This window comes from Pantoea sp. SGAir0215 (assembly GCF_043543215.1).
Window position 1 is genome coordinate 4186759 of sequence record NZ_CP028031.1, and the last position, 25409, is coordinate 4212167.

A 25409-nucleotide genomic window follows, 5' to 3' on the forward strand; every position below is an offset into this window, starting at 1 on the left:
CGTGATCAACCCAACACCGGTGCTGACTTTACGCACCGGTTATCTTTGGTAAAGCATGTGAGAATGAATTTACAGCATCACTTTTTGATTGCCATGCCAGCGTTGCAGGATCCCTTTTTCAAACGTTCTGTGGTCTACATTTGCGAGCACAACGAAGAAGGGGCAATGGGGCTGATTATTAACAAGCCTATGGAAAACCTGACGGTTGAAGGCATTTTGAAAAAGCTCAAGATTGCCGAGGAAAACCGCGATCCGGCAATCAACCTGGATAAGCCGGTATTCAGCGGCGGCCCGCTGGCAGAAGATCGCGGATTTATCCTGCACTCTGCCCAGCGCACGTTTACCTCCAGCATCCGTGTCTCAGACAACACGGTGATCACGACATCACGCGATGTCCTGGAAGCCATAGGTACCGCCGATCAGCCCGATCATGTTCTGGTGGCGCTGGGCTATTGTGCCTGGGAAAAAGATCAGCTTGAAAATGAGCTGATGGAAAACGCCTGGCTGACCACCCCCGCAAACAGCAATATTCTGTTTCAGACGCCCATAGCTGAGCGCTGGCGCGAAGCGGCACGAAGCATCGGGGTGGATATTCACAATATGGCCAGCGATGCAGGTCACGCCTGATGACACATCAAACCTTGTTAGGCTTCGACTTCGGCACCAAAAGCATTGGCGTTGCCGTCGGGCAGCAGCTGACGGGCAGCGCCCGTCCGTTAAGTGCCCTCAAAGCACAGGACGGTACGCCTGACTGGCTGCAAATCGAAAAGTTGCTGAAAGAGTGGCAGCCTGATTTTGTGGTGGTGGGATTGCCGCTTAATATGGACGGCAGCGAACAGCCACTGACCGCGCGTGCGCGCAAGTTTGCCAACCGCTTACACGGGCGTTTCGGCATTCGCGTGGAGCTGCAGGACGAACGCCTCAGTACCGTTGAAGCCCGTGCGGGCCTGTTTGAGCGTGGCGGTTACCGTGCGCTGAACAAAGGGTCGGTCGATTCACAGTCAGCGGCCATTATCCTGCAGGACTGGTTCGACACTCACTAGCGAATGACCCCTTCAGCCTGACGGGCTGCGCGGCTCTGTTCGAACGTCTGCATCCCGGCCCGAGCGCCGGTTTGCAGAAGCGCCGGAATCTGATGCATTTTGCCTTCCCGAATCAGATTGACCACGGCACTGGTCGCCATCAATACTTCAAACAGCCCGGTCCTCCTCTCATCACAGGCTGGCACCAGTTGCTGCGCGATCACTGCGTTGAGGCTGCTTGCCAGTTGAGTGCGCACCAGATTTTTTTCTTCCGCAGGAAACACATCCACCAGCCTGTCTACCGCCTGCACCGCACCGCGCGTGTGCAGCGTGGCCAGCACCAGATGGCCGGTTTCTGCGGCAGTGAGCGCCTGACGAATGGTATCGCTGTCGCGCAGTTCCCCCAGCATAATAACGTCAGGATCTTCCCTGAGTGCGGCTTTCAGGCCCTGGCTGAAATTCCGGCAATGCACACCGACTTCACGCTGTTGAATCAGGGATTGCTGACTGCGATGGATAAACTCAATCGGGTCCTCCAGGGTCAGGATATGGCGGGCCTGCTGCCGGTTAATCGCATCCACCATTGCCGCGAGGGTGGTCGACTTACCGCTGCCCGTCGCCCCGGTGATTAATATCAGTCCGTCCCGTTTCTTCAGTAACGCCTGCACCCCTTCCGGTACGCGCAGATCGGTCAGCGTCGGGCATTCGCTGGCGATGGTGCGTAGCGCCAGAGACAGCCCGTTACGCTGCATAAACAGGTTGGCGCGCAGGCGCTGTCCCGCCGCCAGGGTCAACGCGAAATCCAGTTGCCCTTCCCGCTTAAGTTGCTGCTGCTGTTCGCTGTCCAGCCACACCGACGTAAACTGCGCCATCCAGTCAGGTGACAGCGCAGACCGATCGGGCAGCGGCTCCAGCCTGCCCTGACGCCGCCAGTACGGCAAATGTCCGCTACAAAGGTGCAGATCGGCAGCGTTATGCTTTACACTAAGCGCCACGATTTCATCCAGATTCATTGTGTTCTCCCGACTATGACTTCAATCCAGCACAACCTACAGCAAGTCCGCCAGCGAATCGCCGCTGCTGCAAGGCGTTGCGGCCGGGCTCCCGAAGAAATTACGCTACTTGCAGTGAGCAAAACGAAACCTGCGAGCGCAGTCGAAGAAGCGGCGGCGGCGGGTCAGCTCGCGTTCGGGGAAAATTACGTTCAGGAAGGGGTTGAAAAGGTTCAGGCGCTGACCTCACATCCCAATCTGATATGGCACTTCATTGGCCCGCTGCAGTCCAATAAAAGCCGACTGGTGGCAGAACACTTTGCCTGGTGCCACACCCTTGATCGTCTGAAGATTGCACAGCGGCTTAACGATCAGCGGCCTGAACATCTGGCACCGCTCAATGTGCTGATTCAGGTAAATATCAGTGACGAAAACAGCAAATCTGGCATCATGCTGGAGGCCGTCGACGAACTGGCGCAGGCTATTGCCGCGATGCCGCGTTTGCGTTTGCGCGGGCTGATGGCGATTCCGGCACCCGAACAGGATTATCAGAAACAGCTGGCGGTATGCCAGCAAATGGCTGATGCATTTCACCAGTTAAAACAGCACTATAGTGATGTTGATACGCTGTCGATGGGAATGAGTGATGATATGGAGGCGGCGATTGCCGCAGGCAGCACCCTGGTGCGCATTGGCACCGCAATATTTGGCGCACGTGATTACACACAGCCTTCACAACAATAATTGAGGAACTTCATGTTAACAATGACGTTTTTGGTAAAAACGCTAATCGATCTCTACGTCATGGTGCTGTTGCTGCGCATCTGGATGCAGTGGTCACGTTGCGATTTTTATAATCCGCTTGCCCAGTTTGTCGTGAAGATCACTCAGCCGATTGTAAAACCGTTGCGTCGCATTCTGCCTGCGCTGGGTCCGATTGATACGGCTTCTCTGCTGCTGGCGTTTGTGCTCACTACGCTGAAATATCCGCTTCTGCTGCTGATTCAGGTCGGCGTGTTCTCTGTCGATCCCGCTAACTTGTTGGTCGGCCTGCTGTCGCTACTGAAATCCGCCGGTTATCTGGTGTTCTGGGTCATTATTATCCGTTCCCTGATGAGCTGGATCAGCCAGGGCCGCGGTCCGATGGACTATGTGCTGATTCAGCTGACCGAGCCGTTAATGGCGCCGATTCGCCGCATTCTGCCCGCGATGGGCGGCATCGACTTCTCCGCCATGATCGTCATTCTGGTGCTGTATGCCCTGAATTTCCTCGGCATGGACCTGTTCTCGGGTCTCTGGTATTTGCTGTAAATGAACCAAACTGGAACTGTTATGCAAAAAGTTGTTCTTGCCACCGGTAATCCCGGCAAAGTCCGTGAACTGGCGGATCTGCTCTCTGCCTTTGGTCTGGATATCGTGGCGCAAACCGACCTCGGCGTTGAATCCGCCGAGGAGACCGGCCTGACCTTTATTGAAAACGCCATCCTGAAAGCGCGCCATGCCGCGCAGGTGACCGGGCTGCCCGCTATCGCAGATGACTCCGGGCTGGCCGTCAACGCGCTGGACGGCGCACCGGGCATTTATTCGGCTCGCTATGCCGGTGACGACGCCAGTGACCAACAGAACCTGGAAAAGCTGCTTCAGGCGCTGGAAAGCACCCCGGACGGACAGCGTCAGGCCCAGTTCCACTGCGTGCTGGTGTATTTACGTCACGCTGCCGATCCGACGCCGCTGGTGTTTCACGGCGCCTGGGACGGCGAAATCACCCGCACCCCAGCCGGTGAAGGCGGCTTCGGCTACGACCCGGTGTTCTACATTCCGGCATTGGGTAAAACCGCCGCCGAGCTGACAAAAGCAGAGAAAGGAAAAGTCTCTCATCGAGGTAAAGCATTGACGCTGTTACTGGAAGCGATGCGTAATGCCTGATTTACCCCCGCTGAGTTTATATATCCATATTCCCTGGTGCGTCCAGAAATGCCCTTACTGCGATTTTAATTCTCACGCGTTAAAAGATGAGGTGCCGCACATTGAGTATGTGCAGCACCTGCTGCGCGATCTTGAAAACGATCTGCCACTGATTCACGGACGTGACGTGCGCACGATATTTATCGGTGGCGGAACGCCAAGCCTTTTAAGCAGTAGCGCGATGCAGATGCTGATGGATGGCGTACGCGCGCGCCTGACGCTGGCAGAAGGGGCGGAGATTACGATGGAGGCGAATCCAGGCACGGTCGAAGCCGACCGTTTCAGCGCCTATCAGCGCGCCGGGATTAACCGCATCTCCATTGGGGTACAAAGCTTTAGCCCGCAGAAGCTGGAACGTCTCGGTCGCATCCATGGTCCCGAGGAAGCGAAGCGCGCCGCGGCGCTGGCGCAGGGCCTGAACCTGCGCAGCTTTAACCTCGATCTGATGCACGGTTTGCCCGACCAGTCACTGACGGAAGCGCTGGACGATTTGCGTCAGGCGATCGCGCTTAATCCTCCGCATTTGTCCTGGTATCAGCTGACCATCGAACCGAATACGTTGTTTGGCTCACGTCCGCCTAAATTGCCCGACGACGATGCGTTGTGGGACATCTTTGAGCAGGGACATCAGCTGCTGACCGCTGCCGGTTATGAGCAATATGAAACATCGGCCTATGCCAAACCGGGATACCGCTGTGAGCACAACCTGAATTACTGGCGTTTTGGCGATTATCTTGGGATTGGCTGTGGTGCCCATGGCAAGCTGACCCAACCCGATGGCCGTATTGTTCGCACGGTCAAAGTGCGCCATCCGCGGGGTTTTATGAAGGGCAACTATCTCGATAAACAGTACGAGGTAGCAGACAGTGACAAGCCGTTCGAGTTCTTTATGAACCGTTTCCGGTTGCTGGAGCCTGCGCCACGCGCGGACTTCAGCCGCTATACCGGGCTGAATGAAGCGCTGATTCGTCCACAGCTCGATCAGGCTATTGCCGCAGGTTATATCACTGAAACAGCGGACATCTGGCAAATTACCGAGAAGGGCAAACTGTTTCTGAACTCGCTACTGGAACTGTTCCTGGCCGACGAGTAACGCGCTTCGGGTTCGGCGTGCAAACTGCGGCTGTATGAAGGAGGCCGAATCCTTATCCGCGCTCGGTATTCTGTCTCAGTTGCAACAACCGGGTATTGATGATGGCAATGTTCACTTCGCAGGGCATGCCATCATCCAGATAAACCGTCTCATTAATCTCCAACGCCGCCTCATTCGCACTAAAATTCAGCAGTCTGAGTTGCTCACTGTCGGTCACGTTAATCGCATTAAGCTGCTGGTCGCGGCGCTGAATCTTTTTGCCGGTGATTTGTTCAATGTAAGAGTATTTCGAGATTTCCAGCCGGCCAAACTCCATGCTGCTGAACAGGCTGACAGGCAGGTGGATATATTCCAGCGCCACGGGAATATCGTCAAAGCACATCAGTCGAAGAATTTTGTATATCTGATCGCTGTTTCTGATACGTAACGCCTGCGCCATCTCCGGTCCGGGCACCTTGATGATGCTGGCAGTGAGCACCTTCCTGACCGCTTTATGGCCTTTTTTATGAGCCTGATAATCAAAGGGCGAAAGCGCATGGAACCGGCCGGCGTGATTGCTCTTGCCGATAGAACCGACAAACAGTCCCGACCCCTTCACGCGATAAATACGCTGCTGCTCAATCAGAATACGGGTTGCTTCCCGTACCGTCGCCCGGGTGATACCGATGTTCTTTGCTATCGCAATTTCGGTATCCAGCTTGTCGCCCGGCAGCAGTCCGTCCTGCATGATCTTGGTCAGAATATAGTCGACAACCTCTTTTTGTTTCTCTGTTACGCCATCGAACATCATGCTGTTCCCGAATAGTAAGCCCGTGCCTGCGGTGCGCCGCCGCATCGCCTGTATGCCTGATTTCCGTCACTGCGTATGAGTGAGACAGGAACCAGTGTGATCCAGCTAACGATTTTGCACTCCAGTGTCGCCTGTCCAGCCAGAATTGATTCTTGCATATTGTATCTGTACAGGTCGAGGTGCATCATCAAGATGACTAGACACGTTAAACATGTCTATACGTATAAATAAATTTGTGCAACAGGCAATTGTCAGAACTGACGCCTGCTTTAGCAATAAAAGTCATTACCAATCAAATAATTGGTTTTGACTTTTTATCTACCCTGACGTGTGTGGAAGAGAATCAGGAAAAACAAACAGGTTGACCGCCTGAAAAAGGCAAAAAGCTGACTGTACATCTTGCAATGACAAGCAGCCTGCCTACTGGCCCAACTTTTTTATCCAGGACACCGTATGGCAAATCTTACCCAATGGCTGAATGCTGAAAAAATTCAATACATTGAGCGCGTTTCCGACTGGAAAGAGGCGATTCAGGTCACCGGTAATCCTCTCTGCCGTGAAGGCGCTATTTCGCAGGATTACATTGACACCATCGTCCGGCTCAAAGAAGAAACCGGCCCCTACTTCGTGATCGCCCCCCGAATCGCGATGCCACATGCGCGTCCTGAACAGGGCGCGAAGAAACTGGGCTTGTCCGTCGTGAAACTGGCAACCCCTGTCAACTTTGATGCTGATGAAAACGATCCTGTTGACATCCTTTTTATGTTCTCGGCCCCTGACAGCAACAGCCATATCGAGATGATTTCGCAGCTGGCTGAAGTGCTGACAGACGAGGACATCATGCAACGCGTTTATCACGCACAAAGCCAGCAGGAACTGTGCACGGTTCTGCTGGCAGACGACCTTATCAGTTAACAATTTCAAATAAGAAGAGGTAGTTATGAAAATTATGGCAGTGTGTGGTTCAGGCCTGGGAAGCAGCTTCATGATGGAAATGAACATCAAAAAAGTGCTTAAAGCGATTGATATGACGGCGGAGGTCGAACATGCCGACCTCGGCTCGGTGACGCCGGACGTCGCAGATGTATTCGTGATGGCAAAAGACATTGCCTACAGCGCTAATCTGCCCCCGGAAAAAGTCATTATCATCAACAACATCATCGACCTGAAAGAAGTTGAGCAGAAAATTCGCGACTACTTCAATAAATAACACCGTTATCCCCTTTGATAAGAACACTTACCGCTGAGGTTATTATGTTTATACAAAACCTTTTACTGGTAGTTGTCGATGTGCTGAAAGTCCCTTCGATTCTGGTCGGGTTAGTCGCGATGTTCGGCCTGATCGCGCAGCGCAAGCCGTTGCCGGATGTGATAAAGGGAACGGTAAAAACGATTCTGGGCTTTTTAGTGCTGGCAGGCGGTGCCACCGTTCTGGTGGGCTCGCTGACGCCGCTCGGCGATATTTTTAAGCACGCATTCAACGTTCAGGGCATTATTCCTAATAACGAAGCGATGGTATCCATCGCGCTGGCGAAATACGGCGCGCCTACCACGCTGATTATGGCGTTCGGCATGGTGGCAAACATTACCGTCGCCCGCTTTACCCGCCTGAAATATATCTATCTCTCTGGCCACGTCACCTTCTATATGGCCTGTATGATTGCCATTATTCTGTCCGTTGCCGGTTTTGAAGGTGTGCAGCTGATTTATACCGGTTCGCTGACGCTGGGCATGCTGATGGCCTTTTTCCCGGCCCTGGCTCAGCCCTATATGCGTAAAATTATCGGTCACGATCAGGTTGCGCTGGCTCATACCGGCACGATGGGTTATGTCCTGTCAGGCTGGATAGGCTCTATAGTGGGCAAAGGTTCAAAGTCCACCGAAGAGATGAACATGCCCAAAAACCTGAGTTTTTTGCGCGACAGTACCATCTCCATCTCTCTGACCATGATGATCATCTATTTTATTTTGTCCGTCTCGGCGGGCAGAGAGTATGTTGAAAGTCAGTTCAGCCATGGTCAAAACTATCTGGTGTATTCGTTTGTCCAGGCCATTACCTTTGCTGCCGGGGTCTTTATTATCCTGCAGGGCGTGCGCTTAATTCTGGCGGAGATTGTACCGGCCTTTACCGGGTTTTCAGAGAAGCTGGTGCCCAGCGCGCGTCCTGCTCTGGACTGCCCTATCGTGTTTCCCTATGCGCCCAATGCCGTTCTGGTCGGCTTTATTTCCAGCTTTATCGGTGGACTCGTCGGGTTGTTTATCCTTGGGCAGCTGCACTGGGTGCTGATTTTGCCCGGCGTGGTGCCGCACTTTTTCTGCGGGGCGACGGCGGGCGTCTTTGGCAATGCGACGGGCGGCAAGCGGGGTGCGATGATTGGCGCCTTTGCACACGGTATTCTGATTACCTTCCTGCCGGTTGCGTTACTGCCTGTGCTGGGTGCGATTGGTCTGACGAATACCACATTCTCAGATACGGACTTTGGCGTGACAGGGATTCTGCTGGGTAATATGGCGAGGTTCCTCGATAAAGGCACCATTACCATGATTATTACGGGCATCTTTGCGCTGCTGGTGATCTATAACTATGTCGCCGGTAACAAGACCGTGACCAAAGAAGCTAACAGCGACTGAGACAAAACGGGGCTGATGATTCAGCCCCTTCTTAACAGGGCAGGACATAAAACGGGTTAGTTAAATGATTTAACCAGCGTTTTACGGTCTTTTTCCAGCGAGATAACCCGGTTACAGACGTCTTTACCAAACTGCTGGAAGTCCGTTTCCTGATTATTCCATTCGCTCTGAATGGCGTTCTGCAGACCACCAAGGTTACCCATCAACCCCTGCAGCCCGCTGCCGCCACCGTTGGTCATGGCTTTCGTCCCCATCTCATTAATGCTGTCCTGCAGGATACCGCCCATCGCCTGATTCACCAGTTGCTGCCCATCGGCACGAACCTGATCGATCGCCTGGTGATGGAACGTCAGTCCGTCACTGCGATGTTCAATAATGCGGTTCATCTGGGTTTTTAACTGGGCATTCAGCGTGGCCAGTCGGCTGTGCAAGCGGCTTGATTCCCCTACATGCTCAGTGATGATCTTATCCAGCGCCAGCCGACCTTTCTCCAGACGGGAGGTGGCACCGTTATCGATCCACGGCAGATCGCGACGTAACGCATTTTGGTAATTAATGGCCTGCTGACGACTGTCGGCGTTCATCGTGATTTTTTGCCCGTTGAACTGCACATCGCCCTGCGGCGAAATCACAAGATTGCCGTTTGCGCCAACAACCTGCACGTTTTGTGGGCTAATGACCACATCATCCTGTGGTTTAACGCTGCATTCCCAGGCCGCCTGGGCCTGCGTTGCCGCCAGCAAGAGGCCAGCGACCAGCACGTTACGAATCATACGTTCTCCCTGTCTGGGTGTGAAAGCGATATCGCTGGTAACTTAGTCCCACCAGACGTCAAAGAGTTCGGTCACCTTTACATCCAGTAACTGGCGATCTTCCAGCCATTTACGTACCAGCTCGCGATGTTCCTCGGTACATTTACCGGTTTGCTGCAGGCAGATTAGCCCTTCCCAGGCCAGATAGCCGCTGCCGTCATAAGCCAGGCCATTGGGATCGATCGCTTCGTTAATAAACTGATTCAGCGTTTCGTCGATAACCTCTTCAGAGGTGCCGTCCGGGAAGCGCCAGGCTACGGAAAAGCCCAGCTCCTGAAACTCATCAATATGCAATTTTTTACGTAAACGACGGCTGCGTTGTGTGGCCATTATTTCACCCTCTCAAACATTAAATCCCAAACGCCATGGCCCAAACGCTGCCCGCGCTGCTCAAATTTGGTCAGTGGACGCGTCTCAGGACGCGGCACATACGTATTGTCTTCAGACAGGTTTCGATAACCCGCGATGCTGCTCATCACCTCAAGCATATGCCCGGCATAGGCTTCCCAGTCGGTCGCCATATGGAACACACCGCCCAGTTTCAGTTTACGCATCACAAGCTCGGCAAACGGCACCTGCACGATACGGCGTTTGTTGTGACGGGCTTTATGCCACGGATCGGGAAAGAACAGCTGAACCATGCGCAGTGAATTATCCGGGATCATTTTCTCCAGCACTTCCACCGCATCATGACACATCACCCGCAGATTGCTGACATTGGCCTCTTTCGCCGACGCCAGGCAGGCTCCCACGCCGGGCGCATGCACTTCAATGCCCAGGAAGTTTTGATGCGGATTATTTTGCGCCATGGTGACCAGCGACGCGCCCATACCAAAACCGATCTCCAGCGTGACAGGCGCATCGCGCCCAAACAGCGCGGGCAAATCAATGGGCTCTGGCTGATATTCAACACCCATTTCCGGCCAGTAGTTGTCCAGCGCCTGCTGCTGGCCTTTGGTTAAGCGGCCCTGGCGGCGCACAAAACTACGAATCCGACGCAACGGGCGTCCATTTTCATCATATTCTGGGGTGATGACGTCATTAATCATGTTGAAGCCTGCTGGTTAGCCTGTTCAGGGAAACGGGCATTATGCAAAGTTCAAAAGCAGAAGCAAGCCTTTGCCACTTTCCGCGCGCACCCGGCGTGTTTTGACATGCGTTTTCCTGCCTGAGTGTAGAGTAATGCAAGAAAATTGCCTGGGAGGCTGCTGGCCGGAAACAGAATTATAACGTCATGGTCTGCCGCCGTTGCTGACTGAGCTTGCGGTACTGTTGTGGCGACATGCCGACATACCTGGCAAAGGTGCTGTAAAAGCGACTACTGGAACGGAAGCCGGCCGTCAGCGCCACATCCAGCACGGTAATATCGGTATCGCTCAGCAGCGCCCGGACGTGGTTAATGCGCATCGCGGTAATGTACTGTTTTAGCGTAAGCTGCATGACGCGTTGAAAGATGCCCATGGCATAGTTTGCATTAAGCTTGACGTGCTCTGCGACGTCATTGATTGTCAGAGCCTGGTCATAATTGTCGGCAATATAGCTCAGCATCTGACTGACATAAAACTGCGCATGGCGCGACACGCTGTTTTTGTGTGTCCGCGACGTTTTGTTCACCAGCACAGGCTGCCACCCTGACAGACTAAAGCGTTTAAGCATCAGGCCAATTTCATCCACAGCAAGCTGGCGAATCTGTTCATCCGGGCTGTTCAGTTCCTGCTGCCAGCGCTGCACTTCAAAGGCGCTGAGCTGCTGTTTTGCCACAGACTTAATCACCATGCCATGTGTGACATGATTGATGAGTTCCCGGTCGAGCGGCCATGACAGAAACAGATGCATCGGCAGATTAAGGATAGCCATGTTCTGGCAGTTACCGGGCCGGGTAAGCTGGTGCGGTGTACAGGCCCAAAACAGCGTGATATAGCCCTGCTTAATCTGCACGACTTCATTATTGATTAAATATTCCACGTCCCCGTCGAACGGCACATTGACCTCAACCTGCCCATGCCAGTGACAGCTGCTCATCGCCAGTGGCCGACGCAGTTCGATATCCATACGTTGATATTCGGAATAGAGCGACAGCGGGCTGCGGGTTTGCTTTTCGTCACTGCTGCACATATGCGGATCGGGCGGCAGCGTGGCAACGGGCTGTAATGTCGTCATGATTCTCTCCTGAATTATCAGAACCCCGCCCAGCGTACCCGCGGAGACGGTCAAAAACAGCAGTGGATTCCCTATACTAAGCGCTCTTTCAGACCAGATACTCTTCTTTTTACGTTAATTTATCCCAAAAACTCAGATCTGTTCGTTGCCAGCATCTGATCTGAGTTTTTGGGAATGCTCATCCGATAAGACGGAAGTTTTCGCCCGCACAGCGTGCCACCATGAGATTATCCCACCCTGTCATGGAGCGTTCTGATGTCTGCACCCAAAATTACCTTTATTGGCGCGGGTTCCACTATCTTCGTCAAGAATATCCTTGGCGATGTCTTCCATCGCGATGCGCTAAAATCGGCCCATATTGCCCTGATGGATATTGATGCAACCCGGCTTGAAGAATCCTATACCGTCGTCAGTAAACTTATGGATTCCGCGGGCGCGGCTGGCCAGATTACCTGCCACAGCGAGCAGAAAGCGGCCTTAGCGGATGCGGATTTTGTCGTGGTCGCCTTTCAGATAGGCGGCTATCAGCCCTGTACCGTCACCGATTTTGAGGTCTGTAAACGCTATGGTCTGGAGCAGACCATAGCCGATACGCTGGGCCCCGGCGGCATTATGCGCGCCCTGCGCACCATCCCGCACCTGTGGCAGATTTGCGAAGACATGACGGAAGTCTGCCCGCATGCCACCCTGCTTAATTACGTCAACCCCATGGCGATGAACACCTGGGCAATGTATGCGCGCTATCCCCATATCAAACAGGTTGGGCTGTGCCACTCGGTACAGGGAACGGCGGAGGAACTGGCCAACGATCTGAATTTAAATCCTGCCGATCTGCGTTACCGCTGCGCCGGGATTAATCATATGGCGTTTTATCTGACGCTGGAGCGTAAAACCGCTGACGGCAGCTACGTTGATCTCTATCCCGACCTGCTGGCGGCCTGGAACGCTGGCCAGGTGCCGAAGCCCAACCTGCACGGCAATACGCGCTGTCCCAACATTGTGCGCTATGAAATGTTCAAAAAGCTGGGCTATTTCGTCACCGAATCCTCAGAGCACTTCGCAGAATATACGCCGTGGTTTATCAAACCAGGCCGCGAAGATCTTATTGAACGGTATCAGATTCCGCTGGATGAATATCCCAAACGTTGTGAAGAACAACTGGCGGAATGGCGGGCAGAACTGGCACGTTACCGTCGCGCCGAACGTATTGAAAGCAAACCCTCGCGTGAGTACGCCAGCACGATTATGAACGCTATCTGGACCGGCGAACCGGCGGTCATTTATGGCAATGTGCGTAATGATAGTCTGATTGATAATCTGCCGCAGGGATGCTGCGTGGAAGTCGCTTGTCTGGTCGATGCCAATGGGATTCAGCCCACCAAAGTCGGCACGATTCCGTCACATCTGGCCGCCATGATGCAAACCAATATCAATGTGCAGACGCTGCTGACCGAAGCCATTCTGACTGAAAACCGCGATCGGGTTTATCACGCCGCCATGCTGGATCCGCATACGGCAGCGGTATTAAGCCTTGATGAGATCTATGCACTGGTGGACGAACTCATCACTGAGCACGGCAGTTGGTTGCCCGCCTGGCTTCATCGTTAATTCTTTGTCGCCGGATGCTATGGTCCGGTCGCGATTCTACGTCATAACAGTGAGCGGGCGCTGGCAACAGCGACCCGGCAACCGATGAGCATTTCGATAACGACAAAACTCAGTTACGGATGTGGTGCGTTTGGAAAAGACTTCGCGATTAGCATTGTTTACCTCTACCTGATGTATTACTACACCGACGTGGTGGGCTTATCGGTTGGCATGGTCGGCACGCTGTTTTTAGTCGCCCGGATCTGGGATGCGATTAACGATCCCATTATGGGATGGATCGTTACCATTACACGTTCTCGCTGGGGGAAATTTAAACCCTGGATTTTAACTGGCACGCTGACAAACTCGCTGGTGCTGTTCGCGTTATTTAGCGCTCACCTGTTTGAAGGGACGACACAGCTGGTTTTTGTCTGGGTCACCTACATTCTGTGGGGAATGACCTATACCATAATGGATATTCCGTTCTGGTCACTGGTACCGACCATTACGCTGGACAAACGTGAGCGCGAAGAGCTGGTGCCCTGGCCACGCTTTTTTGCCAGCCTCGCCTCCTTTGTCACGGCCGGCATTGCGCTACCGTTTGTCAGTTATATCGGGGGCGACGATCGCGGCTTTGGCTTTCAGATGTTTACCCTGCTCCTGATCGTGTTTTTCATCGCGGCAACCCTCATCACGCTGCGTAATGTTCATGAGGTTTATTCATCAGACGGCGCGCAGACCCAGGACGGCGGCCGGATGGGACTGAGCGCGATCGTCGGCCTTATCTACCGCAACGATCAGCTTGCCTGCCTGCTCGGTATGGCGCTGGCCTATAACATTGCGGCGAATATCATTACCGGTTTTGCGATTTACTATTTTACCTATGTGATCGGCGATGCCAGTCTCTTCCCTTACTACCTCTCCTATGCTGGCGCGGCGAACCTGGCAACACTGGTTCTGTTCCCCAAATTAGTGAATCTGCTGTCACGCCGGATACTATGGGCGGCGGCGTCTGCCCTGCCGATTCTGAGCGGCGGTGTGCTGTTCGCTATGGCATTAGCAGGCAGTCACGCGACATCCTTAATCGTTATTGCCGGGATTTTATTCAATACCGGAACGGCGCTTTTCTGGGTGCTTCAGGTAATTATGGTGGCGGATACCGTAGATTACGGCGAATACAAACTGCATGTGCGCTGTGAAAGCATTGCCTATTCGGTGCAAACCATGGTCGTTAAAGGCGGCTCTGCGCTGGCGGCTTTCTTTATCGCTGTCGTGCTGGGCATGATTGGCTATCTGCCCAACGTCAACCAGTCGCAGGAAACCCTTGCTGGCATGCAGTTTATTATGATCGTGCTGCCCGCTGTCTTTTTTGCCCTGACGCTGCTGCTCTATTTCCGTTTCTATACACTGAACGGCGATATGCTACGGAAAATTCACATCCGCCTGCTGGATAAATACCGTAAGCCACCGGAAAAGGAAGCGGTGCCGATCGCAGCAACCCAAGAGATAAAAATTTAAACGCGAAGCCCCGACCCGGGGCTCCTGTTTTAAGTCTGAGTTTCGGCTATGCCCGAAAACGAGAAACAACCCGTGTTTTATCAGCAACATTTTCATCGCCTTCTTGTGTGTAACCGGCCTTATCTGACAACCGGGCGTCAGTGGCCACCAGAAAGAAACAGGCCTTTGCAATCTTCAGGTTTACTCTCAGTGGCGCTTATGCTGGAATTCCCGCCTGAATGTCGCGTAATCACGGAAATATCCCCTTTATGATGCAAGCCCCGCAGTTCGCGCAACAGGTGCTGGACTGGTATCAACGCTTTGGCCGCAAAACCCTGCCGTGGCAGTTGGAGAAAACACCTTATAAGGTGTGGCTGTCTGAAGTGATGTTACAGCAAACCCAGGTCGCCACCGTTATCCCCTATTTTGAGCGCTTTATGGCGCGGTTTCCGACCGTCAGCGATCTGGCCGCCGCGCCGCTGGACGAAGTGCTGCATCTCTGGACCGGTCTGGGTTACTACGCGCGTGCGCGTAACCTGCACAAAGCCGCCAAACAGGTGGTTGAGGTGCACGGCGGCGAGTTCCCGCGCAACTACGATGACGTCGCCGCGCTGCCCGGCGTAGGCCGCTCGACAGCGGGTGCGATCTTATCGCTATCGCTGGGCCTGCACTTCCCGATTCTGGACGGTAACGTGAAACGGGTTTTGGCTCGCTGTTACGCAGTGGCTGGCTGGCCGGGCAGGAAGGATATTGAAAAACGGCTGTGGCAAATTAGTGAAGACGTGACGCCAGCCGAGGGCGTCAGTCAGTTTAACCAGGCCATGATGGATCTGGGCGCCATGGTTTGCACCCGCTCGCGCCCGAAATGTGAAATCTGCCCGCTCAGCGATGGTTGCGAAGCCCGCGCGACGAACAGTTGGGCAAACTATCCGGGCAAAAAACCTAAGCATACGTTGCCTGAACGCAGCGGCTGGTTTTTGATGATGCAAAACGGCGACAATGTCTGGCTTGAACAGCGTCCGCCGGTGGGTTTATGGGGCGGTTTATTCTGCTTCCCGCAGTTCACCAGCGAAGACGATCTGAACGCCTGGCTGTCGACGCGCGGCATCCATGCCAAACCGCAGCAGCTTACGGCATTTCGTCACACCTTCAGCCATTTTCATCTGGATATCGTTCCCATGTGGCTGTCATGGCCTTCTGCCGGGGCATTAATGGATGAAGCTGGCGGTCTCTGGTATAACTTAACGCTGCCGCCATCTGTGGGATTAGCCGCACCTGTAGAGCGTCTTTTACACGAACTGCGCCATCCCCAGCCGTTGCCTGTGGGCGACGGTGAGATTAATGAGGAAGAGTAATGAGCCGCACCATTTTTTGTACTTTTTTACAACGTGACGCTGAAGGGCAGGATTTTCAGCTCTACCCTGGCGATCTGGGAAAACGCATTTACAATGAAATCTCGAAAGAAGCCTGGCAGCAATGGATGGCTAAGCAGACGATGCTGATCAACGAGAAAAAACTCAATATGATGAATCCCGACGATCGCAAAGTGCTGGAAAAGGAAATGATCAATTTCCTGTTCGAAGGTAAAGACGTTCATATTGAAGGCTACACGCCACCCGAAGCATAACTTTATTGGCCTCCGTGTTGAGGCCGTTTTCCAGGTCAGGCACGTATTTTAGATGAATAAAAAGCTGATAGCCCTGCTGGTGATTGCCCCCCTTTTGGTGTCCTGCTCCGGTAAAAAACATCCGGAATATTCAGAGGAATGGGTCAAAGATACCAACGGATTTGACATTCTGATGGGGCAATTCGCCCATAACATTGAGAACATCTGGGGTATCAATGAGGTCCTGATCGCTGGACCGAAAGACTACGTTAAATACACCGACAATTATTACACCCGCAGCCACATCAACTTTGAAAGCGGGAACATCACCATTGAGACCATTTCCGGTACCGATCCTGCCGCCAGTCTGCGTCAGGCGATCGTGACTACGTTACTGATCGGCGACGATCCGGGAAATGTCGATCTCTACTCTGATGCCAACGACATTCAGATCAGTAAAGAGCCGTTGTTGTACGGACAGGTGCTGGATAACACCGGTCAGGCGATTCGCTGGCAGGGACGTGCTCAGGCCTTTGCTGACTACTTGATTGCCAATAAACTGCAACGCCGTACGTCCGGCCTGCATGTGATCTACTCGGTCACGATTCCGATGGTGCCAAACCATCTGGATAAGCGTGCGCATAAATATCTGCCTATGGTGCGTAAAGCCGCCGAAGAGTACGGTGTAGATGCGTCTCTGATTCTGGCTATTATGCAGACCGAATCCAGCTTTAACCCCTACGCAGTCAGCCATTCTGATGCGCTCGGCCTGATGCAGGTAGTGCAGCATACCGCCGGTGTGGATGTATTCCGCATGAAGGGCAAATGGGGCAAACCGAGCCGCAGCTATCTGCTGGATCCCGAGAACAACATTGATGCCGGTACTGCCTATCTGTCGTTGCTGCAGAGCAACTATCTGGCCGGTATTCAGGATCCGGTTTCACGCCGCTATGCGGTTATCACCGCCTATAACGGCGGCGCCGGTAGTGTACTGCGCGTGTTCTCCAGCGATAAAGATCGTGCCTTTACCATTATTAACAGTATGTCGCCGGGTCAGGTTTATCAGACGCTGTCGAAGCAGCATCCGTCGGCGGAATCGCGGCGGTATTTGTATAAGGTGAGTTCGGCGCAGCGGAGTTATCACAGGTATTGATTTGGCGGGGTTCCGCTCAGCAGGTGCTGCGGGTTGCTCTGAGCGGGTTCCGCCCGCTTGGTGGCGGGAGCTGCGGGTTGCTCTGAGCGGGTTTCGCCCGCCTGATAGCGGGAGCTGCGGATTGCTCTGAGCGGGTTCCGCCCGCCTGGTGGCGGGGCTGCGGGTTGCTCTGAGCGGGTTCTGCTCACCAGGTGGCGGGGGCTGCGGGTTGCTCTGAATGGGTTCCGCTCACCAGGTGGCGGGAGCTGCGGGTTGCTCTGAGCGGGGTCCGCTCACCAGGTGACGGGGCTGCGGGTTGCTCTGAGCGGGTTCCGCCCGCCTGGTGGCGGGAGCTGCGGGTTGCTCTGAGCGGGTTCCGCCCGCCAGGCGACCTGGAGTTTCAGCCTGCCCGTGTAGGCGGACGTGTTAAGGGGCTCGCGCCAGCCCCTTAACAATCCCGGCGGCCGTCAGCCGTCGCTGTTCCTTCGTCTCTCACTCCGGCCTCACGGGCCGTCCGGATGCGCCCTCCCTGGCGCAGCCGTCCTCGTCGCGGCATCCCTGCCGCGCCGCCCTGGCCTCCGTTCTCTCCTCAGCGCGCCGGATGCCGGCAGAAAAACCCCCGCCTGCGAGTCTTGGGTTTTTAAAAAGCCGGTGTTGTCTGTGGTCAGTGTATGAAGTGAGGATCAAAAATGAACGCTTTAATAAACAGGGCATTGACTCAAAACCAGCAGACTGTATGACTTTCCGGTCACCTACAGCGACACCGGAAGTGGCTTTAACACAGAAATAGTGAAGCGGGGGTTTGGGGCGGCCTTCCCACCCGCTGAGCGGATGAGGGATTTCCGGATGAGCCGACAGGACGTCGGCGAGAGCCGGGCCGCGCCATGGATGGCGCGTCCTGGCGGTCCGCAGAAATCCTGAAGGAGCGAAGGCACCGCGAAGCGGCGGGTGGGCAGGACGGGAGCCCGGGGTCAAGGGGCCGCGGCGGCTGGCGGCCCCTTGTCGGTCGCCCGCACCGGGCAGACTGAAACTCCAGGCCGCCTGGCGGGCGAAACCCTCTCAGCGTTTCATAAGCTGTCAGCGACTCAAACCTTCTCAAAGCCTAGTCGCGCAAGCATCACTGCAACTCATTATCCGTATCCAAAGCAATAAAAATGCCTGAACAGGCGCAAATGTTAAAGCGGTAGCCTGGGGCGGCCTTCCCACCCGCTGAGCGGATGAGGAATTTCCGGATGAGCCGACAGGACGTCGGCGAGAGCCGGGCCGCAGAAATCCTGAAGCAGCGAAGGCACCGCGAAGCGGCGGGTGGGCAGGACGGGAGCACGGGGTCAAGGGGCCGCGGCGGCTGGCGGCCCCTTGTCGGTCGCCCGCACCGGGCAGACTGAAACTCCAGGCCGCCTGGCGAGCGAAACCCTCTCAGTGTTTCATAAGCTGTCAGCGACTCAAACCTTCTCAGGGCCAGCCATGGCCCCTGATTCCAGCCAGGCTGTGCAAACAGCCACCCAGCACTTACCCCTGCATCATGTTCGCCACCAGGTACTTACGTCCCTCGGCATCTTCCTCGGTGTAAACGCCCTGTAGCTCGGGTGAAAAACCCGGGAGCTGGTTGATGCCTGCTTCCAGCGCAAGAAAATAACGCTGTACCGCCCCACCCCAGGCTTCACCGGGAACAACACAGAGTACGCCAGGCGGATAAGGCAGCGCGCCTTCCGCGGCGATGCGCCCTTCTGCTGACGCAATCGGCACCAGCTCCACATCACCGCGAATATAAGCCTGATGTGCGTCCTGTGGATTCACTTTGACCTGAGGTAAGCCCTGCTCACGGAACATGAGACGTTGCAGATCTTTCACATTGAAGCTCACGTACAGGTCATGCATCTCCTGGCACAGGCGGCGCAACGTGTATCCGGCGTAGCGTTTGGCGTTCTTACGGTAAAGCGTGGGCAGGACTTCAGCCAGCAACGTGTCGTCTTTTACATGCTGCTCAAACTGCGCCAGCATGGCGACCAGGTTGGCCATTTTCTCCGGACTTTCCGCTGGCGTAAGCAGAAACAGGATGGAGTTAAGGTCACACTTTTCCGGTACGATGCCGTTTTCACGCAGGTAGTTGGCCAGGATCGTCGCCGGAATCCCAAAGTCAGCATATTCGCCGCTTGCCGCGTCAATGCCCGGCGTGGTCAGCAGCAGTTTGCAGGGATCGACGCGGTACTGGTCGCGATCGTATCCCGCAAAACCGTGCCATTTGGCGTTGGGTTCGAAGCTGAAATAGTGCAGATCCCGCGCGATCTCCTCTGTGGGCGCATCCTGCCAGCGTTTGCCGTTCACCGTTTCAGGAACAAAAGGCAGGATCATATCGCAGCGCTCAAAGATTGCCTTGCGCGCCTCAATGCCAAGCATGACGCACTCGTCCCACATGCGACGTCCCGCCTCGCCCTGGTGCATTTTGGCGTTAATATCCAGTGCGGCAAACAGCGGATAAAACGGGCTGGTAGAGGCGTGCAGCATAAAGGCGTTATTCAATCGCTTATGCGGGCAGAAACGCTTCTGACCGCGGATATGGTTGTCTTTTTTATGAATCTGCGAGGTCTGTGAAAAGCCCGCAAGCTGCTTGTGTACCGACTGCGTCACAAAAATGCCGGGATCGTTTTCGTTTAACGACAGCGTCAGCGGTGAGCAGCCTTCCATCAGCGGAATAAACTGTTCGTAGCCCAGCCAGGCGGAGTCAAACAGGATGTAGTCACACAGATGACCTATGCGATCCACCACCTGACGCGCGTTGTACACCGTGCCGTCATAGGTGCCTAACTGGATAATCGCCAGGCGGAAAGGACGTGCTTCCTGTGCACGCTCAGGGGCCACGTTGGCGATCTGAGCACGCAGATAATCCTCATCAAAACAGTGCGCGTCAATGCCGCCAATGAAGCCAAACGGATTACGGGCCGCTTCGAGATAAACGGGCGTTGCGCCAGCCTGAATCAGCGCCCCATGGTGGTTGGACTTGTGGTTGTTGCGGTCAAACAGCACTAAATCGCCGCGCGTCAGCAAGGCATTCGTGACCACTTTGTTGGCGCTTGAGGTGCCGTTCAACACAAAGTAGGTTTTATCGGCATTAAAAACTTTGGCAGCAAACTTCTGTGCATGCTTGGCCGATCCCTCATGGATCAGCAGATCGCCCAGCTTGACGTCAGCGTTACACATGTCTGAGCGAAAAACGTTTTCGCCATAAAAATCATAAAATTGCTTACCTGCCGGATGCTTTTTAAAAAAGGCACCGCCCTGATGACCGGGGCAGGCAAATGTACTGTTTTGCATATCGACATAGCGGGTCAGCGTTTCAAAGAACGGGGGCAGCAACTCAGCTTCATACGCCTGCGCCGCCGTTTCCAGTGCCGCCCAGTCCTGCGGTTCACCGTTCAACTCACCCGTCACGCCGGGCAGATGCATGACCTCTTCTTCAAAGGCATTGGCAACAAACACCGGTAAGTTAAAACCGGTATGCCGCAATAAGGCCAGCACGCCACTGCGTGTATCCGCAAGCGAGACGACCACAGCCGCCACATCGGTAAAATCAGTATTATCCAGCGTGACCACGTCGCGCGCAGTATTCAGGGACAGACTTGGCGCAACGGCAGCGCTGGCAGCAATTTTAAGTGGTGTCATAACACAAATCCCTAACAGTCAGGGAGTGGGTGCCTGAGGCACGGCAATAGGGAAATTTCCCCGGCGAATGATATCTGACGGGCCAAACCGATAGACATCAGTAAAGAGTAGTCCTTACTCATGTCCAACAGCAACGACCAGGCTGGCGTCACCGCATAGTGACGGAAATTTGTGTAACCGGTATGACGGCGGAAAACAGGTCACGCGCCAGGTCTGGCGAGTGGGAACAAGTGCAAAAACGCATTGATCCGGACATGATAGCGTCCTCTGTCTGGGATGGCGGCGGGGAAAAATGTGGCGGCAATAATGTCATTTTTTACTGACAGGGACAACCCGACAACGTTAAATATCAGGTCAATAAATTTAAAATAAAAAACAATACATATCATTCAGTTGCAATATCTTTAAGCGACTAAACCTCTGTAATCAATGCAAAATTATGCCATGTCCGGACATTGCCGCCCCGCCACCGGGATGTTTGATAATGCCTCAGAGCGGGGTACTTGTCGGGCCAGTACCTGGCCCTCTCAGGCTGTCGGGCGTAGACTTGCCTGATGATTCTTACGCCTGACGGAGGCTGTATGTTTAAGGCACTGGTCATTGAAAATGACGAACAAGGTTACCGTACCGAGTTAAAAGAACTCTCCGAAACACAATTGCCCCACCAGGATGTCACGCTCGACGTGCACTATTCCACCCTGAACTACAAAGATGCGCTGGCCATCTGTAATAAAGGCCCGATTGTCCGTGAATTTCCCATGGTGCCGGGGATTGATTTCGTCGGTCGCGTAGTCGCCAGCCAGCATTCCGACTGGAAGCAGGACGACACCGCTATTTTGACCGGCTGGGGCGTGGGAGAAAAACACTGGGGCGGCCTGGCGCAAAAAGCCTGTGTCGCAGGCGACTGGTTAGTGCCCGTGCCAGACGGCTTATCGCCACTGAATACGATGGCCATTGGCACCGCCGGTTTTACCGCCATGCTGTGCGTGCTGGCTTTAGAAAAACAGGGCGTTACGCCCGATCGCGGCCCCGTGCTGGTCACCGGTGCCAGCGGTGGCGTGGGCAGCTTTAGCGTCAGCCTGCTGGCAAAACTCGGCTACGAGGTGATCGCCTCCAGCGGCCGCGCCAGCGATGAAAACTGGCTGATCAACACGCTGGGCGCGAAAAGGATTATGGATCGCGCTGAACTGTCTCAGCCGGGCAAACCTTTGGGCAAAGAGCGCTGGGCCGCGGCTGTCGACAGCGTGGGCAGCCATACGCTGAGTAACGTTCTGGCGGGTACGCAGCGCGATGGCGTTGTCGCCGCCTGTGGCATGGCTCAGGGGCTGGATCTGCCCACCAGCGTCGCGCCTTTTATTTTACGCGGCGTGACGCTAGCGGGCGTGGACAGCGTGATGTGCCCTAAACCGCTTCGCCAGCAGGCCTGGCAACGGCTCGGACAGTTGATGAATGATGCGCAACTGTCTCAGATGATCACGGTCATCCCACTGAGCGAAGCCAGTCAGGGCGCGCGGGATCTGCTTGAAGGCAAGGTTCGCGGCCGCCTGGTGGTGGACTGCCGCTAACGGTCTTTATGGGGCGGCGCATCCTGCTGCATCAGTAACGCGCTTAGCCCCTGCAGTGCCCAGCTCGCGCCCTGCTCCATGACGGCTTTGGGGTCGCCAGAAAAGTGCTGACAACGGGCAACGACTTTGCCATCAGGCAATGTCCATCCTACCCAGATAGTGCCTGCAGGCGTACCATCTTCGCCGCCGTCCGGTCCGGCATAGCCGCTTATCGCCAGACTCACCGGTTCGCCGGACCGTTCACGCGCCCCCAGCGCCATTTCACACACGGTTTCTCTGCTGACTGCAGTGTGGTTTTCCAGCGTTTGCGGGTTAACGCCAAGCAGACGCACTTTGGCGCTTTCGCTGTAGGTGACGAAGCCGCTGGTAAAAAAATCACCGCTGTTTTCGACCGCCGCCAGCGTAATACTGATCAATCCCGCCGTGCAGGACTCTGCGGTTGCCAGACGCAAACCAGAGGATAAAAGCTGCTGACCCAGTTGTTCAGCAGCCTGACTGAGTTTCATGGTCATGAGTTTTCCTTTGTTTTCTGTCACAGGTAAAGTATGGCTGAAACTCAGTAATCTGATGCGGCTAATCTGATGTTTTATCAGCGTAAACGGGAAAATGGCCTGTGCCGTTTCGGCTAACACGTCGCCCATCGTTCTCTGCCGTTTCGGCTGGCAACGCGAACCGGTTTGTCCCGGTCAGCCTGTAGATGTTTCATGTAGCCTGTCTGCCATTGCGTAACATCGCTGACAGCCCTTATTCAGGAAAAGGAGAAAAGAATATGCAAAAACCTGTCGTTGTGATCCACTACTGTACCCAGTGTAACTGGCTGCTGCGCTCAGCCTGGATGGCACAGGAATTGTTGCACACTTTTGCTCAGGACCTGGCCAGCGTCACGCTTCGCCCCGGCAGCGGCGGCATATTTGAAGTAACGGTAGATGACCATCTGGTGTGGGAACGTAAACGTGACGGCGGCTTTCCCGATGCTCAGGTGCTCAAGCAGCGTGTCAGAGACATCTGCTTTCCGGAACGTTCACTGGGACACATCGACAAAAACAAAACTGACGGAAGCTGACGGGCGCGATCCGGCGTTAACTGCGGCTGATTTGCTCAGCGGCTGCGTTCAGCGCAGCCACAATCTTATGCCGTGTTTCGTCCGTGATGTCCTGCTGTGCCAGACGGCCATTTAAGGCGTTTTTAAACTGAAAGATCGCCTGTTCTATGTCGGGAATACTGCGGTTGTTGACTAATACAGCCAGCGAGGAAAGGCGCGTAATCAAACGCGACAATCGCTGGGCTTCGGCCTCTAACATCGCCTGACCCGTTGCGGTCACTACATAAGCCTTTCTCGCCGCCTGAGGATCGACAATCTCAATGGCCTCCATTTCCTCAAGCAAGGTCAGGTTGGGATAAATGATACCCGGGCTGGGGGAATATTCCCCTTTCGACAGTTCTTCAACGCATTTAATCAGCTCGTAACCGTGCGAGGCGCGCTGAGCGATAAAGTGCAGCATCAACAGGCGCATTTCACCCGCATCAAGCATCTTTTCCCGGCGCTTCCGCCGCGCTGCGCAAGGCCGCGCAGACTGGCTGCGGTTATCCTGTTCTGAATGGGCCGAATCCATCTGTCGCCTCTGCCTGTTTAAGGAGAAAGAGCCTGATGGTAGAGGGCCACCAGGTAAAATTCAATCAACGGCAGGTCACTCACTTGTGATGCCAGTAAGCAACCGCACGCACAAGATCAGCATCCACGCCGCGTTGCGTTGTGAAGTAGTCAGCGAGCTGTTTAACGACGCGCCCTTCTCCCGTTAGCCAGATAAAAGCGTCATGCGACGGTATCGCTATCTTATCCAGCGCCGCCGTCAGGGCTGGCAAAGCCGCCTGCGTCATCTGCTGGCTACCGAGCCAGGCCACATTTGCCTTGCCGGTGTCCGCTAAGTAGTCACGCCCCGTTTTTTCATCGGTGAAGGCAAACAGGTGCAGGGTTTCGGCTTCAATGCTGCGGCTGCGGCGCTGAAACGCAGGCAGACCGGTTTCATCACAGACATAAAGCTGGAAAGCATAATCCGTTGGGACCAGCAGAGAACCGCGAGGTCCACCGATAATCAGGCTGTCGCCGGTCTGTGCCTGCGCGGCCCAGTCGCTGGCGACACCGCTTTCATGCAGGTAAAAATCGATTGTCAGCGAAGATTCACCATCAAAGTCAAACGGCGTGTAGTCACGCGCAGCCGGCCGCAAGCCGTCTTTCCAGTGAATGCCGTCCTCGTCCATCGTCGGCAGTTGCAGCGTCGTGTCAGCGGTGGGCGGGAAAAAGACTTTGATGTGGTCATCAAAACCGGGCGAATTAAATCCTTTCAGGTCGTCGCCCGTAAACTCGATGCGCCAAAACCGGTCAGCCACTTTGGTTTTGGTGGCAACGTGAATACAGCGAAAGCGGAGCGCGTTACGGATACGTTCAGGTAAACGGCGGGAAGAAGATGCAGGCACAGTGGCTCTCCGAAAAACAGGGTTGTACGCAACCTTAGTAAACAACAATCATTCTCATGTCAGTCGGAGAGAATAGCTATGATATATCTTAAGAACAATGACTAAAAATGCGGTCCGGCAGTAGGTGCAGGCACATCTGTCGGCCTTTTATCGCTGAAAAGCAAAAAGGCGCTTACGCGCCTTTTAAAGGAGGACTGTCGGTCATCGGGCGGTTACTGCGCCTGATTTTGTCCGCTGTTTTGCGGCAGCGAGCTGTCACCGAGTATCTCGCTGTGGCCGGCCTGACTGCCGGGATGTAATCCTGTGCGAACATTGCCGGGATCGGTGAGTTGTGCAGTCGCCAGGCCGGGAGCGGCACACAGCGCGACAGTCAGAAAAAAGGCGGCTATTTGCGTTATTTTGGTCATGGTATTTTGCCTGTT

The 25409-nt window shown here is 54.6% G+C and carries 27 protein-coding genes; 16 read left to right on the forward strand and 11 right to left on the reverse strand.

Annotated elements, in window-relative coordinates; all coding sequences use genetic code 11:
- Positions 1–63 precede the first annotated feature (63 nt).
- Together C1N64_RS19520 and ruvX are read left to right on the forward strand one after the other, a co-directional pair.
- Positions 64–627, forward strand: a complete 564-nt coding sequence (locus tag C1N64_RS19520; protein ID WP_033739653.1) for a YqgE/AlgH family protein — start codon at positions 64–66, stop codon at positions 625–627.
- Entirely contained in the window at positions 627–1043 is a 417-nt protein-coding gene (gene ruvX, locus C1N64_RS19525) for a Holliday junction resolvase RuvX (protein ID WP_006120852.1), read from the forward strand. Before C1N64_RS19520 ends, ruvX begins: the two co-directional genes overlap by 1 nt.
- Here the strand turns inward: ruvX and C1N64_RS19530 are convergent.
- Positions 1040–2035, reverse strand: coding sequence for a type IV pilus twitching motility protein PilT (locus C1N64_RS19530; RefSeq protein WP_033739654.1), 996 nt, complete (start codon positions 2033–2035; stop codon positions 1040–1042). The genes ruvX and C1N64_RS19530 overlap by 4 nt on opposite strands.
- A 15-nt stretch (positions 2036–2050) precedes the next feature.
- On the opposite strand from C1N64_RS19530, the gene C1N64_RS19535 reads away from it, so the two are divergent.
- The 4 genes from C1N64_RS19535 to hemW are packed head-to-tail and all read left to right on the forward strand — an operon-like array spanning position 2051 to position 5072.
- Positions 2051–2758, forward strand: a complete 708-nt coding sequence (locus C1N64_RS19535) for a YggS family pyridoxal phosphate-dependent enzyme (protein WP_033739656.1) — start codon at positions 2051–2053, stop codon at positions 2756–2758.
- A 12-nt stretch (positions 2759–2770) separates the two neighbouring features.
- A complete protein-coding gene (locus tag C1N64_RS19540) occupies positions 2771–3325 on the forward strand; it encodes a YggT family protein (protein WP_394515111.1) in 555 nt (184 codons plus the stop codon).
- Between the two features lie 21 nt (positions 3326–3346).
- Positions 3347–3940 carry an XTP/dITP diphosphatase gene (locus C1N64_RS19545; protein WP_133745648.1) on the forward strand — a complete coding sequence of 198 codons (594 nt, stop codon included), beginning with the start codon at positions 3347–3349 and terminating at the stop codon, positions 3938–3940.
- Positions 3933–5072, forward strand: coding sequence for a radical SAM family heme chaperone HemW (gene hemW / locus C1N64_RS19550; RefSeq protein ID WP_033739660.1), 1140 nt, complete (start codon positions 3933–3935; stop codon positions 5070–5072). Before C1N64_RS19545 ends, hemW begins: the two co-directional genes overlap by 8 nt.
- A gap of 52 nt (positions 5073–5124) precedes the next feature.
- Here the strand turns inward: hemW and C1N64_RS19555 are convergent, their stop codons facing one another.
- Entirely contained in the window at positions 5125–5859 is a 735-nt protein-coding gene (locus C1N64_RS19555) for a GntR family transcriptional regulator (protein ID WP_033739686.1), read from the reverse strand.
- A gap of 456 nt (positions 5860–6315) precedes the next feature.
- Between C1N64_RS19555 and C1N64_RS19560 the strand changes: the two genes are divergently transcribed.
- The 3 genes from C1N64_RS19560 to C1N64_RS19570 are packed head-to-tail and all read left to right on the forward strand — an operon-like array spanning position 6316 to position 8493.
- Positions 6316–6777, forward strand: coding sequence for a PTS sugar transporter subunit IIA (locus C1N64_RS19560; RefSeq protein WP_054633250.1), 462 nt, complete (start codon positions 6316–6318; stop codon positions 6775–6777).
- A gap of 25 nt (positions 6778–6802) precedes the next feature.
- Entirely contained in the window at positions 6803–7072 is a 270-nt protein-coding gene (locus C1N64_RS19565; protein WP_006120860.1) for a PTS sugar transporter subunit IIB, read from the forward strand.
- A 44-nt stretch (positions 7073–7116) separates the two neighbouring features.
- Positions 7117–8493 (forward strand): PTS ascorbate transporter subunit IIC, encoded by a 1377-nt coding sequence (locus C1N64_RS19570; RefSeq protein ID WP_367143666.1) that lies wholly within the window; start codon positions 7117–7119, stop codon positions 8491–8493.
- A 56-nt stretch (positions 8494–8549) separates the two neighbouring features.
- Here the strand turns inward: C1N64_RS19570 and C1N64_RS19575 are convergent, their stop codons facing one another.
- The 4 genes from C1N64_RS19575 to melR all read right to left on the reverse strand — a co-directional run bounded on the left by C1N64_RS19575 (position 8550) and on the right by melR (position 11465).
- Positions 8550–9266 (reverse strand): YggN family protein, encoded by a 717-nt coding sequence (locus C1N64_RS19575; RefSeq protein ID WP_367143665.1) that lies wholly within the window; start codon positions 9264–9266, stop codon positions 8550–8552.
- A gap of 42 nt (positions 9267–9308) precedes the next feature.
- Positions 9309–9635: a YggL family protein gene (locus C1N64_RS19580; RefSeq protein WP_006120863.1), complete on the reverse strand. Its 327-nt coding sequence runs from the start codon at positions 9633–9635 to the stop codon at positions 9309–9311.
- A complete protein-coding gene (trmB, locus tag C1N64_RS19585; protein WP_033739664.1) occupies positions 9635–10354 on the reverse strand; it encodes a tRNA (guanosine(46)-N7)-methyltransferase TrmB in 720 nt (239 codons plus the stop codon). The genes C1N64_RS19580 and trmB overlap by 1 nt, the downstream gene beginning before the upstream one ends.
- Positions 10355–10529: 175 nt before the next feature.
- A complete protein-coding gene (melR, locus tag C1N64_RS19590; protein WP_006120865.1) occupies positions 10530–11465 on the reverse strand; it encodes a transcriptional regulator MelR in 936 nt (311 codons plus the stop codon).
- A 252-nt stretch (positions 11466–11717) separates the two neighbouring features.
- Here melR and C1N64_RS19595 point away from each other — a divergent pair, with 252 nt between their 5' ends.
- The 5 genes from C1N64_RS19595 to mltC all read left to right on the forward strand — a co-directional run bounded on the left by C1N64_RS19595 (position 11718) and on the right by mltC (position 17308).
- A complete protein-coding gene (locus C1N64_RS19595) occupies positions 11718–13073 on the forward strand; it encodes an alpha-glucosidase/alpha-galactosidase (protein ID WP_110268370.1) in 1356 nt (451 codons plus the stop codon).
- A gap of 84 nt (positions 13074–13157) precedes the next feature.
- Positions 13158–14570 carry a melibiose:sodium transporter MelB gene (gene melB / locus C1N64_RS19600; RefSeq protein WP_394515112.1) on the forward strand — a complete coding sequence of 471 codons (1413 nt, stop codon included), beginning with the start codon at positions 13158–13160 and terminating at the stop codon, positions 14568–14570.
- Positions 14571–14818: 248 nt separating this feature from the next.
- Positions 14819–15904 carry an A/G-specific adenine glycosylase gene (gene mutY, locus C1N64_RS19605; protein ID WP_394515113.1) on the forward strand — a complete coding sequence of 362 codons (1086 nt, stop codon included), beginning with the start codon at positions 14819–14821 and terminating at the stop codon, positions 15902–15904.
- Positions 15904–16176 (forward strand): oxidative damage protection protein, encoded by a 273-nt coding sequence (locus C1N64_RS19610; protein ID WP_006120869.1) that lies wholly within the window; start codon positions 15904–15906, stop codon positions 16174–16176. Before mutY ends, C1N64_RS19610 begins: the two co-directional genes overlap by 1 nt.
- Positions 16177–16228: 52 nt before the next feature.
- Positions 16229–17308: a membrane-bound lytic murein transglycosylase MltC gene (gene mltC, locus C1N64_RS19615; RefSeq protein WP_033739669.1), complete on the forward strand. Its 1080-nt coding sequence runs from the start codon at positions 16229–16231 to the stop codon at positions 17306–17308.
- A 1488-nt stretch (positions 17309–18796) separates the two neighbouring features.
- On the opposite strand, the gene C1N64_RS19620 is transcribed toward mltC, so the two are convergent.
- Positions 18797–20947, reverse strand: coding sequence for an ornithine decarboxylase (locus tag C1N64_RS19620; protein WP_039342318.1), 2151 nt, complete (start codon positions 20945–20947; stop codon positions 18797–18799).
- 581 nt (positions 20948–21528) lie between these two features.
- Between C1N64_RS19620 and C1N64_RS19625 the strand changes: the two genes are divergently transcribed.
- On the forward strand, positions 21529–22512 hold the full coding sequence (locus C1N64_RS19625) for an acrylyl-CoA reductase (NADPH) (protein ID WP_039342315.1): 984 nt from the start codon (positions 21529–21531) through the stop codon (positions 22510–22512).
- Here C1N64_RS19625 and C1N64_RS19630 read toward each other — a convergent pair.
- On the reverse strand, positions 22509–23024 hold the full coding sequence (locus tag C1N64_RS19630; protein ID WP_054687184.1) for a CinA family protein: 516 nt from the start codon (positions 23022–23024) through the stop codon (positions 22509–22511). The two genes, C1N64_RS19625 and C1N64_RS19630, sit on opposite strands and share 4 nt — an antisense overlap.
- Before the next feature lie 257 nt (positions 23025–23281).
- Here C1N64_RS19630 and C1N64_RS19635 point away from each other — a divergent pair, with 257 nt between their 5' ends.
- A complete protein-coding gene (locus C1N64_RS19635; RefSeq protein ID WP_006118282.1) occupies positions 23282–23575 on the forward strand; it encodes a SelT/SelW/SelH family protein in 294 nt (97 codons plus the stop codon).
- A gap of 16 nt (positions 23576–23591) precedes the next feature.
- Here the strand turns inward: C1N64_RS19635 and C1N64_RS19640 are convergent, their stop codons facing one another.
- The 3 genes from C1N64_RS19640 to C1N64_RS19650 all read right to left on the reverse strand — a co-directional run bounded on the left by C1N64_RS19640 (position 23592) and on the right by C1N64_RS19650 (position 25394).
- Positions 23592–24125: a PadR family transcriptional regulator gene (locus tag C1N64_RS19640; RefSeq protein ID WP_164482548.1), complete on the reverse strand. Its 534-nt coding sequence runs from the start codon at positions 24123–24125 to the stop codon at positions 23592–23594.
- Between the two features lie 79 nt (positions 24126–24204).
- Positions 24205–24987 (reverse strand): siderophore-interacting protein, encoded by a 783-nt coding sequence (locus C1N64_RS19645; protein WP_044241494.1) that lies wholly within the window; start codon positions 24985–24987, stop codon positions 24205–24207.
- A 212-nt stretch (positions 24988–25199) separates the two neighbouring features.
- Complete coding sequence (locus C1N64_RS19650; RefSeq protein WP_006118279.1) at positions 25200–25394, reverse strand: hypothetical protein; 195 nt, start codon at positions 25392–25394, stop codon at positions 25200–25202.
- Between the last annotated feature and the right edge of the window lie 15 nt (positions 25395–25409).

Bases quoted from the DNA above. Each gene is read 5' to 3' on its own strand.
- C1N64_RS19545 (WP_133745648.1), top strand. From the start codon at position 3,347: ATGCAAAAAGTTGTTCTTGCCACCGGTAATCCCGGCAAAGTCCGTGAA.
- C1N64_RS19560 (WP_054633250.1), top strand. From the start codon at position 6,316: ATGGCAAATCTTACCCAATGGCTGAATGCTGAAAAAATTCAATACATT.
- C1N64_RS19540 (WP_394515111.1), top strand. From the start codon at position 2,771: ATGTTAACAATGACGTTTTTGGTAAAAACGCTAATCGATCTCTACGTC.
- C1N64_RS19575 (WP_367143665.1), bottom strand. From the start codon at position 9,266: ATGATTCGTAACGTGCTGGTCGCTGGCCTCTTGCTGGCGGCAACGCAG.
- C1N64_RS19565 (WP_006120860.1), top strand. From the start codon at position 6,803: ATGAAAATTATGGCAGTGTGTGGTTCAGGCCTGGGAAGCAGCTTCATG.
- C1N64_RS19635 (WP_006118282.1), top strand. From the start codon at position 23,282: ATGCAAAAACCTGTCGTTGTGATCCACTACTGTACCCAGTGTAACTGG.
- C1N64_RS19650 (WP_006118279.1), bottom strand. From the start codon at position 25,394: ATGACCAAAATAACGCAAATAGCCGCCTTTTTTCTGACTGTCGCGCTG.
- ruvX (WP_006120852.1), top strand. From the start codon at position 627: ATGACACATCAAACCTTGTTAGGCTTCGACTTCGGCACCAAAAGCATT.
- C1N64_RS19535 (WP_033739656.1), top strand. From the start codon at position 2,051: ATGACTTCAATCCAGCACAACCTACAGCAAGTCCGCCAGCGAATCGCC.
- hemW (WP_033739660.1), top strand. From the start codon at position 3,933: ATGCCTGATTTACCCCCGCTGAGTTTATATATCCATATTCCCTGGTGC.
- C1N64_RS19620 (WP_039342318.1), bottom strand. From the start codon at position 20,947: ATGACACCACTTAAAATTGCTGCCAGCGCTGCCGTTGCGCCAAGTCTG.
- C1N64_RS19630 (WP_054687184.1), bottom strand. From the start codon at position 23,024: ATGACCATGAAACTCAGTCAGGCTGCTGAACAACTGGGTCAGCAGCTT.
- trmB (WP_033739664.1), bottom strand. From the start codon at position 10,354: ATGATTAATGACGTCATCACCCCAGAATATGATGAAAATGGACGCCCG.
- C1N64_RS19625 (WP_039342315.1), top strand. From the start codon at position 21,529: ATGTTTAAGGCACTGGTCATTGAAAATGACGAACAAGGTTACCGTACC.
- C1N64_RS19555 (WP_033739686.1), bottom strand. From the start codon at position 5,859: ATGTTCGATGGCGTAACAGAGAAACAAAAAGAGGTTGTCGACTATATT.
- C1N64_RS19570 (WP_367143666.1), top strand. From the start codon at position 7,117: ATGTTTATACAAAACCTTTTACTGGTAGTTGTCGATGTGCTGAAAGTC.
- melB (WP_394515112.1), top strand. From the start codon at position 13,158: ATGAGCATTTCGATAACGACAAAACTCAGTTACGGATGTGGTGCGTTT.
- C1N64_RS19580 (WP_006120863.1), bottom strand. From the start codon at position 9,635: ATGGCCACACAACGCAGCCGTCGTTTACGTAAAAAATTGCATATTGAT.
- C1N64_RS19520 (WP_033739653.1), top strand. From the start codon at position 64: ATGAATTTACAGCATCACTTTTTGATTGCCATGCCAGCGTTGCAGGAT.
- C1N64_RS19530 (WP_033739654.1), bottom strand. From the start codon at position 2,035: ATGAATCTGGATGAAATCGTGGCGCTTAGTGTAAAGCATAACGCTGCC.
- mutY (WP_394515113.1), top strand. From the start codon at position 14,819: ATGATGCAAGCCCCGCAGTTCGCGCAACAGGTGCTGGACTGGTATCAA.
- C1N64_RS19640 (WP_164482548.1), bottom strand. From the start codon at position 24,125: ATGGATTCGGCCCATTCAGAACAGGATAACCGCAGCCAGTCTGCGCGG.
- mltC (WP_033739669.1), top strand. From the start codon at position 16,229: ATGAATAAAAAGCTGATAGCCCTGCTGGTGATTGCCCCCCTTTTGGTG.
- C1N64_RS19610 (WP_006120869.1), top strand. From the start codon at position 15,904: ATGAGCCGCACCATTTTTTGTACTTTTTTACAACGTGACGCTGAAGGG.
- melR (WP_006120865.1), bottom strand. From the start codon at position 11,465: ATGACGACATTACAGCCCGTTGCCACGCTGCCGCCCGATCCGCATATG.